Source organism: Yersinia proxima (assembly GCF_902170785.1).
Lineage (GTDB): Bacteria > Pseudomonadota > Gammaproteobacteria > Enterobacterales > Enterobacteriaceae > Yersinia > Yersinia proxima.
Map to the genome: position 1 here is coordinate 278868 of NZ_CABHYG010000001.1, position 16522 is coordinate 295389.

Genomic DNA, 16522 nt, shown 5'->3' on the forward strand with positions numbered 1-16522 from the left:
GTATATTGGGATAGTAGGTTATTTAATAAAGTGTGAGTTTTATATACTAAATTAACCAGTTTTATTTACGTTATTTTAGATGAAAAGAGAATAATCAGTTTAAGCATCAGTAAATTCCCACGTTACTTTCATCAACATAGTCTTGCAAACTGTCAGATATTTCAACATGAAACATCAGACTTTCTAATGCCACCATTAAGAAAAGTCGATATTTTCTTTATTTAAATTAACTAGTTATGCTGGTGTTTTATCCTGTTATATTGGGTTAATTTAAAATGAAACACTATTGGTTGGTTATTTGGCAGCGTTAGATTGTAATGATTTCCGTTAAGGAGAATGTAAAAATTAAAAGTTAACCATTTTGTAACAAATGTAAGGCAAACTTAAATGAAATCTAAATGAAATCTAAATAATGACTATCAGATTACATGCATTATTGATTTTTTATGCAGGCATGACTATGCGTAAGGATATAAAGAATGGCTTATAACTTTGTTTCATAAAAATCAAAATGCAGGCTGTAAATGCCGCGATTATCTGATTTTTTGTTTTTGGTTAAGGGAGCCAGGATGGGGGGCTTGGACATGAATGAATAGTTTTTTATTTAAGAAATTGACTATTTTTTTCACAAAAGAAAATGTTAGTAACATATTGAATTAATTGATTATTTTTATATTTATTTTAGTGCTTAATCATTAAGCATAGTTGATGGGGGTATAGCATGCAACTTGACGCTAGTTATATTTTTATAAGCATCATTGATGACAGGAACATATTGAAATCATCCTAAGTCACACGTATTTTAAAAAAAGATTTCTATGCTAATGAAATGGCTTTTATTCAGTGAATTAAACTGGTTTGTTTTTTATTGAATATACGAAATGATGACCTGGATCACTATTAGAAAATTCTGATGTGTGTGATAATTTTTGCAACAATTTACATATTGTAAGATTTGGTCTACTTTCCGGACATTATGCAATAGTTTTAAAGGAAGCTATGATAACTATGTATTTATATCGCTAAGTGGGTCCAGGTGAATCTGTTTGTGGGATATACCTGTCATACTTCAAGTTGCATGTGCGTTGGCTGCGCTTAATCACCCGAATCACTTGCTCATGTAAGCTCATCGGGACTCTCTCGCTTGCCACCTTCCTGTAACTCGAATTATTTAGGGTATAGGCAGAATTTACATTTAACTTAATTTATCCAACGTCATTGAGAACATCATGGCCAATTCATCTACGAATAAATTATCTTTACCGGCCCTAACTTCTTTAGTGGTCGGCTCAATGATCGGTGCCGGTATATTCTCGTTACCAGCAACGTTCGGCAGGGCAACAGGTGGTTTTGGTGCACTCATTGCCTGGTGTATCGCTGGTGGTGGGATGTTAATGCTGGCTTTTGTTTTTCAAACATTAGCTCAGCGTAAACCTAATCTGGATTCCGGTGTATTCATATACGCAAAAGAGGGGTTTGGTGATTATCTTGGTTTTGCATCTGCATTAGGTTTTTGGGCCGGTACTTGTATTGGTAACGTTTCTTATTTTGTTCTGATCAAATCCACATTAGGGGCGTTCTTCCCTATATTTGGTGACGGTAATACCATTCCTGCGGTATTAGTGGCCTCGGTTATTCTATGGGGATTCCATATCCTGATATTGCGAGGTGTCAAAGAGGCGGCGGCGATTAATACCATTGCCACCTTCGCAAAAATAATCCCCATTTTTATCTTCGTCATCGTACTGATTTTTGCCTTTAAAGGTGATGTGTTCGCACTGAACTTCTGGGGCACGCCAGATGTAGTTAAGAGTGTTGATTTATCCCACCTGAATGACTACGGCTATGTTGGTCATGCAGCGGCGGTCATGCCAGCGGTTGTTGAACCTGAATCTCTCTTCTCCCAAGTTCGTAGCACCATGTTGGTGACGGTCTTTGTGTTCCTGGGTATTGAAGGCGCGAGTGTGTATTCGCGTTACGCCAAAGAACGTAGCCATGTTGGTATTGCCACGGTTCTGGGCTTTATTGGTGTGCTGTGCTTGTTGGTATTAATCACCATGTTGTCTTACGGTGTGCTGTTGCGTCCTGATTTGGCGGCATTACGTCAGCCATCCATGGCCGGGGTTTTGGAAGCCATAGTCGGGCGCTGGGGAGCGATCTTTATCAGCGTGGGCCTGATTATCTCAGTATTGGGTGCGTATTTATCCTGGTCACTATTGGCTGCGGAAGTGCTGTTCTCGGCAGCGAAAAGCAAAAGCATGCCAAAAATATTTGGTACTGAAAACAGCAATGCGGTTCCTTCAGCGGCGGTATGGCTGACCAATATCTTTATTCAAGTGTTCTTAATTCTGACACTGTTTACTGATTATGCTTTCCAACTGGCACTGGAGTTAACCAGCTCATTAACCCTGATCCCTTATCTGTTGGTGGGCGCTTACGGACTAAAACTGGCCTGGACCGGTGAAACTTACGAAACCAATGCTCGTGGGCACAGAAAAGATCTCATCTTTGCCCTTATTGCCACTTTCTATTCCGCACTGATGATTTATGCCGGTGGTCTGAAATACTTGCTGCTGTCGGCCATCATTTACGGCCCAGGTACGATTTTGTATCTGATTGCCAAACGTGAACAGCATCAGAAAGCGTTTAATACCTACGAAAGAATACTGTTTATCGTTCTTATTGTGGCTGCGGTTGCTGCGATTTATAGCATTGCCACTGGAATCATCACCATATAATTTATTGGAGTTCTTATGTCAGATAAAGCTAAGAAAACTCACACCAAACCCAAATTTGGTGTTCACTCTGAAGTTGGCCAGTTGCATAAAGTTATGGTCTGCGCACCTGGGCGTGCCCATAACCGCCTGACCCCCAGTAATTGTGATGAATTATTATTTGATGATGTTCTGTGGGTTGAAAGAGCCAAACGCGACCATTTTGATTTTATGACCAAAATGCGCGAACGTGGTGTTGATGTAGTGGAGATGCATAATCTGCTGGCTGAAACCGTGGCAATTCCTGCGGCCAAAAAGTGGATTCTGGATCAGCAAATTGTACCAAATGAAGTGTCACTGGGTATTTTGCAAGAAACCCGCAATTATCTGGAAAGCCTGGAGCCGCGCTTGTTAGCTGAAGTGCTGATTGGCGGTTTATCTACCACTGAACTCCATAAAGATGGCAAATGCGACAAAGAAGAGTTGAAGCTGATCCGCGAGGCGGTTGGCATTACGGAATATCTGCTTCCGCCGCTGCCCAATACCCTTTACACCCGCGATACCACTTGCTGGATTTATGGCGGCGTAACTCTGAATCCGCTGTATTGGCCAGCACGTCATGAAGAAACCATTCTGACCACGGCTATCTATAAATTCCATCCGGACTTTGGCGACGCCAATGTGAAGGTGTGGTGGGGCGACCCAACACAGCATCACGGCAGCGCGACATTAGAAGGTGGCGATGTGATGCCAATTGGCAACAAAACCGTGCTCATCGGTATGAGTGAGCGCACCTCTCATCAGGCTATCACTCAGTTGGCTCAGTCACTGTTTAAAAACAGCGAAGGCCAAGTTGAACGCGTGATGATTGCCGCTATGCCAAAATTGCGTGCTGCCATGCATCTGGATACCGTGTTCACTTTCTGCGACCGCGATGTGGTTACTCTTTATCCGGCGATTGTTAATCAGATTCAAACCTTCTCATTGCGCCCAGATAATGGCCCAACTGGCATTAAATTAAGCCGCGATAAAGGCACATTTGTTGAAGCGGTGGCCGGTGCATTGAACCTGAAAAAACTGCGGGTAGTTGAGACTGAAGGTAATGATTACGACACCGAGCGCCAACAGTGGGACAGCGGTAATAACATGGTTGCGCTTTCGCCAGGGGTAGTGTTGGCTTACGACCGTAATACCAAAACCAACACCCAACTACGTAAAGAAGGGGTGGAAGTGATTGAGATTGTCGGCAGTGAGTTAGGTCGCGGACGTGGCGGCGGTCATTGTATGACTTGTCCAATCATCCGGGATGCCGTTGATTACTAATTCCCTTCGGCCTTGAAGCCACAGGGTTGTTAGCTGCACGCACTTACCCGAATCACTTACATGGGTAAGCTCATCGGGATGCGTTTGCTGGCTGCCTACCTGTGGCTCCAATGACTTTGGGAACATCCTTCGGCCTTGAAGTCACAGGGTTGTTAGCTGCCGCCTACTACAACTCGAATTATTTAGGGATAGCGCGGTTGCTCTTAAAAAAATAGCTGATAGTGAGTAGCAGAGTAGCGCTATTTCGCTATTGGCTATTTGTCCGTTAACTTATCTTTATTTTTCACGCAAATAACACTACCCATTTTAGTGCTAATTGTGCTGATCTACTTTTAGGGATATTTACAGGGGGATTATTAATCACACTTTTAAAAAAACTGGTGCGTGGTATGCCACAGAAAAATGGCGCAGAAAACAGATACAACAGTGTGAATAACTAATCTGCAATAACTTTGAAAATCTGACTCAACGAGATCTTATAGTGAAGATAAAAACAGTCGTCACCTTGCTATTAACGTTTCTTCTCGCTGCTTGCGACAGAACTCCCCCAGAAGTCGTGGAAAGTGTGCGTCCGGTAAAAATATTTACCGTGGAAGACAGTGGACAAAATGGGACTCGTTATTTCCCTGCGCGGCTACAAGCGGGCGATGAAACGCAACTCTCCTTTAAACGTAGCGGGCAACTACAACAACTGCTGGTTCGGGAAGGTGAGCAGGTGAAGAAGGGCCAGGTAATTGCTAAGTTGAATGATACTGATCTGACTCTGCGCGTCAGGGATCGTCAGTCCACCTTCAACCTGGCACGAGATCAGTTTAATCGTTTCAATACATTGCAAGGTCAAAGGGCTGTCTCACGCGCTGAGCTAGATGTTCGCCGCGCCGAGATGGAATCTGCTCGTGCAGCATTGGAAATTGCGCAAAAAGAACTCAGTGATGCCACGATTACCGCCCCGTTCGATGGCATTATCGCCAATGTTAATGCGCGAAACCATCAGGTCATGGCTCCAGGCCAGCCGGTGGCAACTCTAAGCGCATTGGATACGCTGGATGTCGTTTTCAGTGTGCCAGAACGCCTGTTTACCACTCTCGACATTAGCAACCGCAACTACAAACCAACGGTATTACTTAATCATCTGCCGGGGCGTGAATTTGTTGCGGAATATAAAGAACATACCACCTCAACCACCTCAGCTTCCCAGACTTTCCAGGTGACACTCACCATGAAGCGCCCGCCAGATATGCCATTGCTTTCTGGTATCAGTGGCCGGGTCAGAATCAACTCTGGCAATTTGTCTGGTACTGACCACCCGACTATTGTCGTACCCGTCGAAGCGGTATTTAACCCTGACAGTACCCAGTTGAATGATGCGCGCGTTTGGGTCATCAAGAATGATGATGGCCAGATGCATGTTGAAGAGCGCAATGTGCAAGTGGGTCAGCTGACAGCGAACGGCATTCAAATCACTTCTGGATTGGCAGATGGTGAGCAAATTGTCGCAGCTGGCACCGGTGAGCTTCGTCCTAATCAAGTTGTTCGGGCTTGGGTACGTGAGCGGGGTCTCTAATGAAGCTGCTTGATAATTATATCAATAATAGTACCCGTATCTGGTTAACGATTCTGTTGCTGGGTGTTGGGGGTATTATTGCCTATCTCAATATAGGCAGGCTGGAAGATCCAGCCTTTACCATCAAAACGGCAGTCGTTGTCACCCGCTATGATGGCGCGTCGGCACAACAGGTTGAAGAAGAAGTGACGTTACCGCTGGAGAATGCCATTCAGGAACTCTCTTATGTCGATGACGTCACCTCCATTTCCAGTGCGGGCTTATCGCAAATTACTATCAATATTCGTGCGCAATATGGGGCGAATGAGTTACCGCAAATCTGGGATGAATTGCGGCGTAAGATAAATGATAACAGTGTGCGGCTGCCACCGGGGGCCAGTGCGCCGATGGTCAATGACGATTTTGGCGATGTGTACGGCTTCTTCTTCTCTCTCACCGGCGATGGCTACAGTAATCAGGATTTACGCAACTTTGCCGAGCAATTACGGCGTGAGTTGGTACTGGTGCCGGGGGTCGGTAAAGTAGGGATTGTCGGCATTTTACCTGAAGAAGTTCAGGTGGAGATTTCTCGCGCCCAGATGACCGCCGCAGGTATTACGCCACAACAGCTATCCGACTTGCTGGCTCGTCAGAATGTGGTGTCCGATGCCGGCCAACTACAGGTGGGGAGTGAGTCGATTCGCTTGCACCCAACCGGCGAATTCCAGAGTGTGCAAGAGCTGGGGAACTTACTGGTCAGTCAGCCCGGTAGCCCAAAAAGCGTTTATTTACGTGACATCGCGACAGTGACGCAAGGTTTTGGTCATTCACCGACCAATATATACCGCGCTAACGGTAAGCCTGCGTTGGCGTTGGGGATCTCATTTGCCCCGAACGTCAACGTGGTAAATGTGGGTAATGCCATTAAAGCTCGACTGGCGCAGTTAGAAGGTGAACGCCCGTCAGGTATGCATATCAACGTGTTTTATGACCAGTCCCATGAAGTAGAGGGGGCGGTCAACGGCTTTATCCTTAACTTCCTGCTGGCTCTGCTCATTGTTGTTGTCACTTTGCTTATCTTTATGGGGGTGCGCAGCGGTGTGGTGATTGCCATCTCGCTGGCACTGAACGTACTCGGCACCTTGCTCATTATGTGGCTGTTTAATATCGAGCTACAGCGAGTGTCGCTAGGAGCGCTAATTATCGCGCTAAGTATGTTGGTAGATAATGCCATTGTGGTGGTGGAAGGGGTTGTGGTGGGCCGCCAGCGCGGCGAAAGTCTCTCGACGGCGATCGGCAATGTCGTGAAGCGTTCCATGATGCCGTTGTTAGGCGCAACCATTATTGCCATTTTGGCCTTTGCCCCGATTGGCCTGTCCAACGATGCAACTGGTGAATATTGTAAATCGCTATTCCAGGTGCTGTTAATCTCGCTGATGTTGAGCTGGATTACCGCACTGACGCTGACGCCGGTATTTTCTAAGTGGGCATTCCAGAACCAAAAGCCTGCGAAGGTGGATGAGGATAAACCGGCTAAGCAACCTTATGATGGCTGGTTGTTCCGCTATTATCGGGTGGTATTGAATAAATTACTGCAATACCGAGCAGTCACTTTGGTCTTGTTGGCGGCGATGTTAGTAGCATCGGTCGTGGGCTTTGGTAACGTTCGCCAGAGCTTCTTCCCACCGTCTAACACACCTATCTTCTTTGTTGATATTTGGCTGCCGTATGGCACAGATATCAGTTATACCGAAGGAGTGGCGGATAAGGTTGAGCAGTACATCAAGCAGCAAAAAGGGGTGGCTGACACCATGGCGACAATCGGTCAGGGCGCGATGCGCTTTATGCTGACTTATAACGCCCAGCGTCATTATCCTAACTATGCGCAGGTGATGGTTCGAACCGAGCAGCTAGACCAAATTCCGGGTTTGATTGATGAAATCGAAGCCTATATGCATGACGAATACCCACAAGTGGATGCGCAGATAAAACGCATCATGTTCGGGCCGTCAAACAACAGCTCGATTGAAGCCCGCTTTATTGGCCCTGATCCTGAGGTGCTGCGTTCTCTGGCCGCTCAGGCGGAAAAAGCGATCATTGCCGATCCGATGGCCGATGGTGCAAGGCATGACTGGCAAGATCGTAGCAAAATGATCCGACCTCAATTCTCTGATTATCTGGGCCGCGAGCTGGGTGTGGATAAACGCGAGGTTGATGGCACCTTGCGCATGAGCTTTGGTGGCTTGCCGGTTGGCTTATACCGCGATGGAACGCGCCTGATGCCGATTGTATTACGCACACCGGATTCCGAGCGGCTCAATGCTGAACGACTCAATGATGTGATGGTCTGGAGTCAGGCACGGCAGGCCTTTATCCCGATCGATAACGTCGTGACCAGTTTTGAGACTGAGTGGGAAGATCCGCTTATCATGCGGCTGGATCGCAAACGGACATTGACGGTGCAAACTGATCCAACTCAGCAAGGGGGCGAAACCTCGGCTGAGTTATTACAGCGCATCAGACCAGGGGTTGAGTCTATTCAATTGCCGCGCGGCTATGAACTTGAATGGGGCGGTGACTACGAAAGTACCAAAGAAGCACAACGGGGTATTTTCATCAGTTTGCCGATAGCATTCCTGATTATGTTTGTAGTGACCGTCTTGATGTTTAGCTCTGTGCGTAACGCGCTGGCTATCTGGCTGACGGTGCCATTAGCACTGATTGGTGTGACTGTGGGCTTCTTGCTCACCGGTATTCCATTTGGTTTTATGGCGCTATTGGGGCTATTGAGTCTGAGTGGGATGTTGATACGTAACGGCATTGTGTTGGTGGAAGAAATTGGCCTCCAGCGGCAGGAAAAACCACTGCGTGATGCCATTATTGATGCTTCCACTGCGCGTTTGCGCCCTATCATGTTAACCGCATTTACCACGGTCTTGGGGCTGGCCCCGCTGCTCAGCGATGCTTTCTTCCAGAGCATGGCGGTGGTGATTATGTTCGGTCTGGGCTTTGCAACTGTACTGACCCTACTGGTGTTGCCAGTGATATATAGCTGTATGAACCCGGAACCAAAAGAAAAGGCGCATGATGAGCCAGTCAGTGAATAACTGAGCGTTTCGTGTCTGAACTAACTTAAACAGCTCCATTCTTGGGGCTGTTTTTTTTGCTTTATACCCAGTGACGCTGATTTCTCTTGATGCTCATAAAGCATTCTGTGCACTACCTCTCTTCCTGCCCCAGGCTCTTCATTCATTCGTTTCACTATGAAACCTCACTGACCTAACTTGGTTTCATTTTGGAACGTTTTAACTATCGATTCTCAGCCTGTTTTTTGCGCTTATAGTGGTTCCAGTTTCATCAAATTGACCCTAAAAAAAGATTCATTCTTACGTTCTCTCTTACGCTATAGGAGCAAGGTATGCTGAAAGTCATTCAATCTCCGTCTAAATATATTCAAGGTGCCAATGCACTACAGTCCATTGGTGAATTTGCTAAGTTACTGGCTAATAACTACTTTATTATTGCTGATGATTTTGTGATGAAGCTAACGGCGGATGCTGTTGGCACCAGTTTGCAAGGCAGTGAGCTGGAAAATCATTTCAGCCGTTTTAACGGTGAATGTTCCCGCCACGAAATTGAGCGCTTAACGGTTGAACTGAAAAAACACAAATGTAATGGGGTAATTGGTATCGGTGGTGGTAAAACCCTCGATACAGCTAAAGCGATTGCTCACTATCAACATATCCCAGTGATCGTGGTGCCGACCATTGCTTCTACCGATGCGCCAACCAGTGCTTTGTCAGTGATTTATACCGAACAGGGTGAGTTCGCTGAATATCTGATTTACCCAAAAAACCCAGACATCGTGCTGATGGATACCGCGATTATTGCCAAAGCGCCAGTACGTTTGCTGATCTCCGGTATGGGCGATGCGCTCTCTACTTACTTTGAAGCTCAGGCCTGTTTTGATGCCAAGGCCATCAGCATGGCGGGCGGCGCCTCAACATTAGCCGCCGTCACTCTGGCTCGTTTGTGTTACGAAACCCTGTTGGCAGAGGGCTACAAAGCCAAACTGGCTGTCGAAGCAGGGGTGGTTACCGAAGCGGTGGAGCGCATCATCGAAGCCAATACTTATCTGAGTGGTATTGGTTTTGAAAGTAGTGGCCTGGCGGCAGCTCACGCCATTCATAACGGGTTCACTGTATTGGAAGAGTGTCATCACCTGTATCACGGTGAAAAAGTTGCTTTCGGGACACTGACCCAATTGGTATTACAGAACAGCAGCATGGAAGAGATCGAAACTGTGCTTTCATTCTGCCAACAACTCGGTTTACCAATCACATTGGCCGAAATGGGTGTTTCACAGGATATCGAACGCAAAATTCGTGCGGTCGCCGAGGCCAGCTGTGCTGAGGGTGAAACTATTCACAATATGCCGTTTGCCGTCACAGCAGACAGTGTTTATGCCGCTATTATTGTGGCTGACCGTTTAGGCCAGGCTTTCCTCAATTAAGTGGTTCGATAGACAAGCTAACTGACTGAGTTTGCCGGTGCCCCTCATCATCGGCAACTCTATTTCCCGGCATTCCCGTTCGCGGAGCATAAAATGAAAAAATTAATTAACAGCGTTGAGAGTGTATTACAGGAACAAATTAAGGGGTTGGTTGAGGCCCATCCTGAGCTGGTATTGCATCAGGACCCAGTTTTTGTCACCCGCAGAGATGCGCCAGTGAAAGGAAAAGTCGCGCTGATGTCTGGTGGTGGCAGTGGCCATGAGCCTATGCATTGTGGGTTTATCGGTGAAGGCATGTTGGATGGGGCTTGCCCTGGTGAGATTTTTACTTCACCCACCCCAGACCAAATGTATGAATGCGGTCAAGCCATAGATGGTGGCGAAGGCGTTCTGATGCTGATTAAAAACTACACCGGCGATATTCTTAATTTTGAAACGGCGGCTGAACTGTTGCATGCCGAGGGTACTGCAGTGGCAACACTGGTCATTGACGATGATGTAGCCGTTAAGGACAGCTTGTATACCGCCGGGCGGCGGGGCGTAGCCAACACCGTTATTATTGAAAAGTTACTCGGGGCGGCTGCGGTTCGTGGTGATTCATTGGATGAATGCGTAGCACTCGGCCAGAAAATCAACAATCAAGGACATTCTATTGGCATCGCGCTTGGGGCTTGTACTGTGCCAGCCGCAGGTAAACCCTCCTTTACCCTGGCTGAAAACGAAATGGAATTTGGTGTAGGAATTCACGGTGAGCCGGGCATTGAACGGCGACCATTTACTTCGTTGAATGACACCGTGGATGCGATGTTCGATACCTTGATTGAACACGGCCACTATAAGCGCAAACTGCGTCATTGGGACAGACAAGCTGGCGACTGGTGCGAAACAGAACAAAGTAAGCAGCCACTGGCGAAAGGCGATCGAGTTATTGCTCTGGTCAATAACTTGGGGGCGACACCTCTGTCAGAATTGTATGGTGTCTGGCATCGTCTGGCCGCATGCTGCGCTGAATTCGGTTTGACCGTCGAGCGCAAACTGATCGGCTCTTATTGCACCTCACTGGATATGCAGGGTATGTCCATCACATTGCTGAAAGTTGATGATGAGCTGTTGTCACTGTGGGATGCGCCGGTCGATACCCCTGCGCTGGTTAAAAAATAATGTATCAGGAGAAAACCATGGGACTTACCAAACAACAAATTGTCAGTTGGTTGCAGCTCTGCGCGGAGGTGTTCAGTGAACAGCGGGACTTCCTGACACAGCTGGATACTGAAATTGGGGATGGCGACCACGGCCTGAATATGAATCGCGGCTTTAATAAAGTGGTCGAAAAACTGCCCTCTTTTGCCGATAAAGACATCGGTTTTATCCTGAAAAACACCGGTATGACCCTGCTTTCAAGTGTTGGTGGTGCCAGTGGCCCCTTGTTCGGTACGTTCTTTATTCGTGCCGCGCAAAGTACTAATGCCAAACAGAGCCTTGATCTGCCTGCCGTCTGTCAGATGTTTAAAGATGGTGTTGAAGGTGTGGTAATGCGCGGTAAGGCTGAACCGGGCGATAAAACCATGTGTGATGTTTGGTGGGCTGTGGTGGCGCAACTTGAACAGGCAAACCAGCAGGGTGTGCCGCTGGTGGATGCTTTGCAGCAAAGTGTCGAACGCGCACAGCTTGCATTGGCGGGAACCATCACCATGCAAGCTCGCAAAGGTCGCGCCAGTTATCTTGGCGAGCGCAGCATTGGTCATCAAGACCCTGGGGCGACATCGGCCATGTTGATGATGCAGGCTCTATGGCAGGTTGCCAGCCACTAGTGTGGCCAAATCGATAAGATTATCAGGAGGAAAGATGGTCAATCTCGTTGTAGTTTCTCATAGCGCGCTGCTGGCTCAGGGTGTGGCCGAACTGGCACAGCAAATGACACAAGGAGGCTGCCAGTTAGCGGTGGCCGCCGGTGTAGACGACGTGGATCATCCTATTGGCACGGATGCCATCAAAGTGATGGAAGCCATTGAATCGGTTTACTCCCCCTCGGGCGTATTGGTGTTGATGGATTTAGGCAGCGCATTACTCAGTGCCGAAACAGCACTGGAGTTATTAGACCCAGAGATGGCAAGAAATGTACAGCTCTGCGCAGCCCCACTGGTCGAAGGGACTCTGGCCGCGGTGGTGGCCGCTTCATCTGGTGCTTCACTGGCTGAGGTGCGTGCTGAAGCGATGGGGGCATTGGTGGCAAAAGCGGCTCAGCTAGGTGAGGGCATTGCACCGGATGCTAACAGTGCTGTGGCGACCAAGGCTGCCCCCGATGCACAAAGTGTCAGTTGGATTGTCCGCAATCCTAACGGATTACATGTCCGGCCAGCGGCTAAATTGGTCGAAGTATTAGCGCCATTTGCCGCAGATTTGTTGCTGGAAAAAAATGGTCAATGTGTGAATCCGCGTAGCCTGAATCAGCTCGCCATTTTACAAGTACGCAAGGGAGATACCATTCGCCTGCTAGCCAGTGGTGAGCAAGCCGGTGAGGCGCTGGATGCTTTTATGCAACTGGCCCATCAGCATTTTGGCGAGTCCGTTAGCACCATCAGTGATAGTGGATTCACTGGTGTAATGGCTCCTCGTGGCACTATTGCTGCCACTGTATTTCAGTGGTTGCCAGGCAAGCCTGTGTTTTTGCCGCAAACTATCAGTATCGAACAGGTTACTGGTGAACAATTGCGTTTACATCAGGCCTTAGCACACACCGTGGCGGACTTGCAGCATTTAGCGCAGCAGGCAGAACAGCAAATTGGTACTCAGGCAGCGGCTATCTTCCATGCCCATGCCATGTTGATTGATGATGAAGAATTATATGCGTCGATGGACAGGCGGATAGAACAGCAGCTGGTGTGTGCGGAATCGGCATTGCAGGATGAGTTGATGAGCATGGTGGCAGACTATCAGGCACTCGCTGATGACTATTTGCGCGTCCGTGAACTGGATATTCGCGATATTCTTAATCGTACTTTGGGCCATTTGACCGGATTGCCGCCAATTCCCCTTTCAGTCGACAGTAAAATTTTACTGTTAGCGGAGGAGTTATTCCCTTCGCAAATGATTGGCTTAAATCGCCAGCAAGTAAAAGCTATCTGTTTAAGTAAAGGACATATCCTCTCTCACAGCGCCATTTTGGCAACAGAATTGGATATTCCGATGTTAGTCGGGGCTGTTGGTTGCCTTGATGTCAGCCGAAATGGCCAAAACGCCCTATTGGATACCGCAACTGGAGTGCTCAAGCTCCAGTAAGCGGTATAGCCATAAGTTCAGATAGAAAAATAGCGGCCTCAATTCAAGGCTGCTATTTGAGGAATTAAGTGACTTAGCGGTGTTAATATCTGGTTTTTCCAGTTATAGCGCTCTTCTATTAATGTAGCGCTTGCCAGCCTGATGTCCGCTATTTCACGTTCTGTTAATTGGCATACATGATGTATCACTTCTGCTAAATCTATGGCATCCCCCGGAATATGCAGAAATCCATCTATGCCGTGCTCAACTTGTTCTCGTAGGCCACCTGAGTCGGCGACAACTAATATTGCCCCCTGCTGTCTGGCTAACCAGCGCGACTCCATAGGAATTAATCCATTCGGTTCATTTTCGGCAGACAGAACACACACCCGCGTATTACGCCACTGAATCAGGCAGGCCATCAGTTCGCGATCAAATGAATTTATAACCGAAGCGTGTATATCAAGCTGACTGGCTAATACTGATAACTCCGGCAACACAGGATCACTGACGATAACGGCGTGAATATCATCACCCAGATAACTGGCTGCCGTTAGTAACAAATCATAGCGCTTATAATGCACACCTCTCCCAAGCGTAATAGCCAGCGGATTTTCGAGTGGTATTCCGTGAGCGGATAGCGTGTCGCAAATCTCTTGCTCACTGCGTATCCGAAACCATGAGTCGTTAATATTTACCCCTGCTGGAACCGATACCATGGTATGAGGATCAGCACCATATTGTGAAACTAAATGGTCGGCCAGAAAATTACTGATAGTGCCCAGCTTGATATTAGGATCAATCTTTGCCCATTGAACAGGCAATGATTCAGCCATAAGCCTGTCAGGGTTAGGTAATGGCATTTCATGATTGAATGCAGTGCCATGAGACACATAGATAACTTTTAATTTTTCGCCTTCAACAGCGGTATGTAAGCTGACAATTAAAGGCGTAAATGAAAATGGCAGCTCATGGCAAAATGCCAGAGTAATATCGTAGTTCTCACTAATATCAATAATCTTTGCTGCTGCGGCGGCAGAGGATATCTTCCAGTTTTGTAAGTTGCCGAGGAAAGCATCACCGTAAGGCCATAAACATCCAGTTTCGTTACCTAATGTCATGTTGGGTACTGTCGAGAATGAACCCCCTATCTTATGAATTTCTTCTATATAATGGGAGTGGCAATCAATATCAAAAAAGGCATTGTATTTATTGTATGCAATCTCAATAAAATGTGGTTCCAGGCTGATATTATGGGCGGATAAAAAATCTATCACCTCAGGTAGCGCCTGAATTTGTCCTCTGATATAAGAGCCGACACCCCCAACGAAGATTTGGATACCTTCTGTGGATAAATGGATAACGCCTATTTTTAACGTGCTTTTTTTGTGAATGGGAAATATGTTTTCTTGCATATAAAACCTCGCAATTTTAACGAGAAATATTATTTGTTATTTTATTTCTTCGATACCTTATAATTTTTGATAAACAAAACATCTAAACCACAATTCAAAAATAGATCAATTGCATCTTTGGGTGTTTCTACTATTGGCATACCTTTAATATTGAGTGAAGTATTCAGCAATAGAGGTATTCTAGTCTTTTCGAAAAAAGAAGTTATCAATTTATGGAATTTTCTGTTGATATCTTTTTTAACAGTTTGAACACGAGCACTTCCATCAACATGGACTATTGAAGGAAGGTCCGTTCGATATTGTTCTTTTACATAGGCAATGAATAACATGTAGTCACTGTCATGATTTAAGTGGAAATATCCCTGCATTTTTTCATGTAAAATCGCGGGCGCAAAAGGTCGGAAATCCTCGCGAAACTTCACATTGGCATTAATGTGATCTTTCATCTGTATGCTGCGAGGATCGGCAAGAATACTTCTGTTACCCAATGCGCGCGGCCCGAATTCAGACTCTCCCTGGAACCATGCAATGACCTGACCAGATGCAATAGAGTCAGCTGCTATGACTTCAATATTTTCGCAGTAAGTGTATTCAATCTTATCGCTGTGTTTTTCCAGTTCAGTTATTACACTACTATCATTATAGTTCTTACCAAAAAATGGCGAACCCGTATGTTTGACTCGTTCTTTTTTAAGGACTTCCAGCCAACCATAATAACAACACCCGATGGAAAGACCATTGTCACCCGCCGCAGGTTGAATATATAAGTTATCAAAATTACAGCCATTAATGAGCTTTTCATTCGCAGTGGCATTTAACGCAACCCCTCCGGCATAAGCGAAGTTCTTCATAGGATGAAGTTGATAGTAATAGTTAAACAGGTAGAATAAAGCCTCTTCAAGTTTGGTTTGTGCCCAATAGGCCAAGTCTGCATAATATTGGAAGTTATTCCGAAAATGTGCTGGATCAGTATTTAACAATGGATCAATATTTGTCCACCAGTCATTCCGTAATATTATTTTTCCTGAATTGAAAAAGAACGGTTGCCAATCAATCGCATTTGCTCTGCCATAGGGCGCCAGACCCATTAATTTGCCCGCACAGTCAAGTTCACCAAAAATATATAAGGCAATGCCTTCGTAAAATTCACCGATAGAATTTTCTATTTCCCATGTGGAAACGGGATAGATCTTTCTATCCTTTCGATTAACCCAGCGGGAAAAGTCTTTAAAGATGGGCAGCATTTTGCCATTTTGATACACGTAGTAACTGCATGTTTCCCAATAACGGTAACGATTATTATAATGAATATTATTAGAGCCGCAGGCATTATCATTAATATCATTACAGTTATCTACGCTGCCACCATGCCCATCAATAACCACAACTCCCATATCATCAAAAGGAGATGTGCCTACTGCGCTATAAGCATGTGCCAGGTGATGTGAAAGTGTTACCACAGGAACCATAGGAGGTAAGATCCTATTTTTACGGTATTCTAATTGCTCACTAAAGATTGGATTATGCGAATTTTGTTCTACGATTAATGTCAGATCATTATATTCAATACCCGCAGCGTCTAAACAATATTGAATAGTATAATTATCATTAAAACCATCATGTTTTACTCTTGATATTCTTTCTTTTTCTATTGCAAATATAATCTCTCCATCTTTCATTAAACAGCTTGAACCATCATGGGATAGGGCAGTGCCAAGAATGTAAATGGGTTTATGCATAATTAATATCCTTATTA

At 46.0% G+C, this 16522-nt stretch carries 10 protein-coding genes and 1 pseudogene; 9 read left to right on the plus strand and 2 right to left on the minus strand.

Annotated elements, in window-relative coordinates:
* The first annotated feature begins 1229 nt into the window (after nucleotides 1-1229).
* The 9 genes and pseudogenes from FTB31_RS01155 to dhaM all read left to right on the plus strand — a co-directional run bounded on the left by FTB31_RS01155 (nucleotide 1230) and on the right by dhaM (nucleotide 13372).
* Nucleotides 1230-2738 carry an amino acid permease gene (locus tag FTB31_RS01155; protein ID WP_227720341.1) on the plus strand — a complete coding sequence of 503 codons (1509 nt, stop codon included), beginning with the start codon at nucleotides 1230-1232 and terminating at the stop codon, nucleotides 2736-2738.
* A gap of 15 nt (nucleotides 2739-2753) precedes the next feature.
* Nucleotides 2754-4037 (plus strand): arginine deiminase, encoded by a 1284-nt coding sequence (arcA, locus tag FTB31_RS01160; RefSeq protein WP_005159142.1) that lies wholly within the window; start codon nucleotides 2754-2756, stop codon nucleotides 4035-4037.
* Nucleotides 4038-4286: 249 nt separating this feature from the next.
* Nucleotides 4287-4477 (plus strand): annotated as a pseudogene (locus FTB31_RS01165) (LapA family protein).
* Between the two features lie 41 nt (nucleotides 4478-4518).
* Nucleotides 4519-5601, plus strand: coding sequence for an efflux RND transporter periplasmic adaptor subunit (locus tag FTB31_RS01170; protein WP_077174279.1), 1083 nt, complete (start codon nucleotides 4519-4521; stop codon nucleotides 5599-5601).
* Nucleotides 5601-8687: an efflux RND transporter permease subunit gene (locus tag FTB31_RS01175; protein WP_050075777.1), complete on the plus strand. Its 3087-nt coding sequence runs from the start codon at nucleotides 5601-5603 to the stop codon at nucleotides 8685-8687. The genes FTB31_RS01170 and FTB31_RS01175 overlap by 1 nt, the downstream gene beginning before the upstream one ends.
* A gap of 311 nt (nucleotides 8688-8998) precedes the next feature.
* Entirely contained in the window at nucleotides 8999-10093 is a 1095-nt protein-coding gene (locus FTB31_RS01180; protein ID WP_011815496.1) for a glycerol dehydrogenase, read from the plus strand.
* A 93-nt stretch (nucleotides 10094-10186) separates the two neighbouring features.
* Entirely contained in the window at nucleotides 10187-11254 is a 1068-nt protein-coding gene (gene dhaK / locus FTB31_RS01185) for a dihydroxyacetone kinase subunit DhaK (RefSeq protein ID WP_050075779.1), read from the plus strand.
* Between the two features lie 17 nt (nucleotides 11255-11271).
* On the plus strand, nucleotides 11272-11904 hold the full coding sequence (dhaL, locus tag FTB31_RS01190) for a dihydroxyacetone kinase subunit DhaL (protein ID WP_019080613.1): 633 nt from the start codon (nucleotides 11272-11274) through the stop codon (nucleotides 11902-11904).
* Between the two features lie 34 nt (nucleotides 11905-11938).
* Nucleotides 11939-13372, plus strand: coding sequence for a dihydroxyacetone kinase phosphoryl donor subunit DhaM (gene dhaM, locus FTB31_RS01195; RefSeq protein ID WP_227731029.1), 1434 nt, complete (start codon nucleotides 11939-11941; stop codon nucleotides 13370-13372).
* Nucleotides 13373-13410: 38 nt separating this feature from the next.
* On the opposite strand, the gene FTB31_RS01200 is transcribed toward dhaM, so the two are convergent.
* Both FTB31_RS01200 and FTB31_RS01205 read right to left on the minus strand, forming a co-directional pair.
* Nucleotides 13411-14766 carry a glycosyltransferase family 4 protein gene (locus tag FTB31_RS01200; protein ID WP_175628021.1) on the minus strand — a complete coding sequence of 452 codons (1356 nt, stop codon included), beginning with the start codon at nucleotides 14764-14766 and terminating at the stop codon, nucleotides 13411-13413.
* Between the two features lie 41 nt (nucleotides 14767-14807).
* Complete coding sequence (locus FTB31_RS01205) at nucleotides 14808-16505, minus strand: carbamoyltransferase family protein (protein ID WP_227731030.1); 1698 nt, start codon at nucleotides 16503-16505, stop codon at nucleotides 14808-14810.
* Nucleotides 16506-16522: the final 17 nt, after the last annotated feature.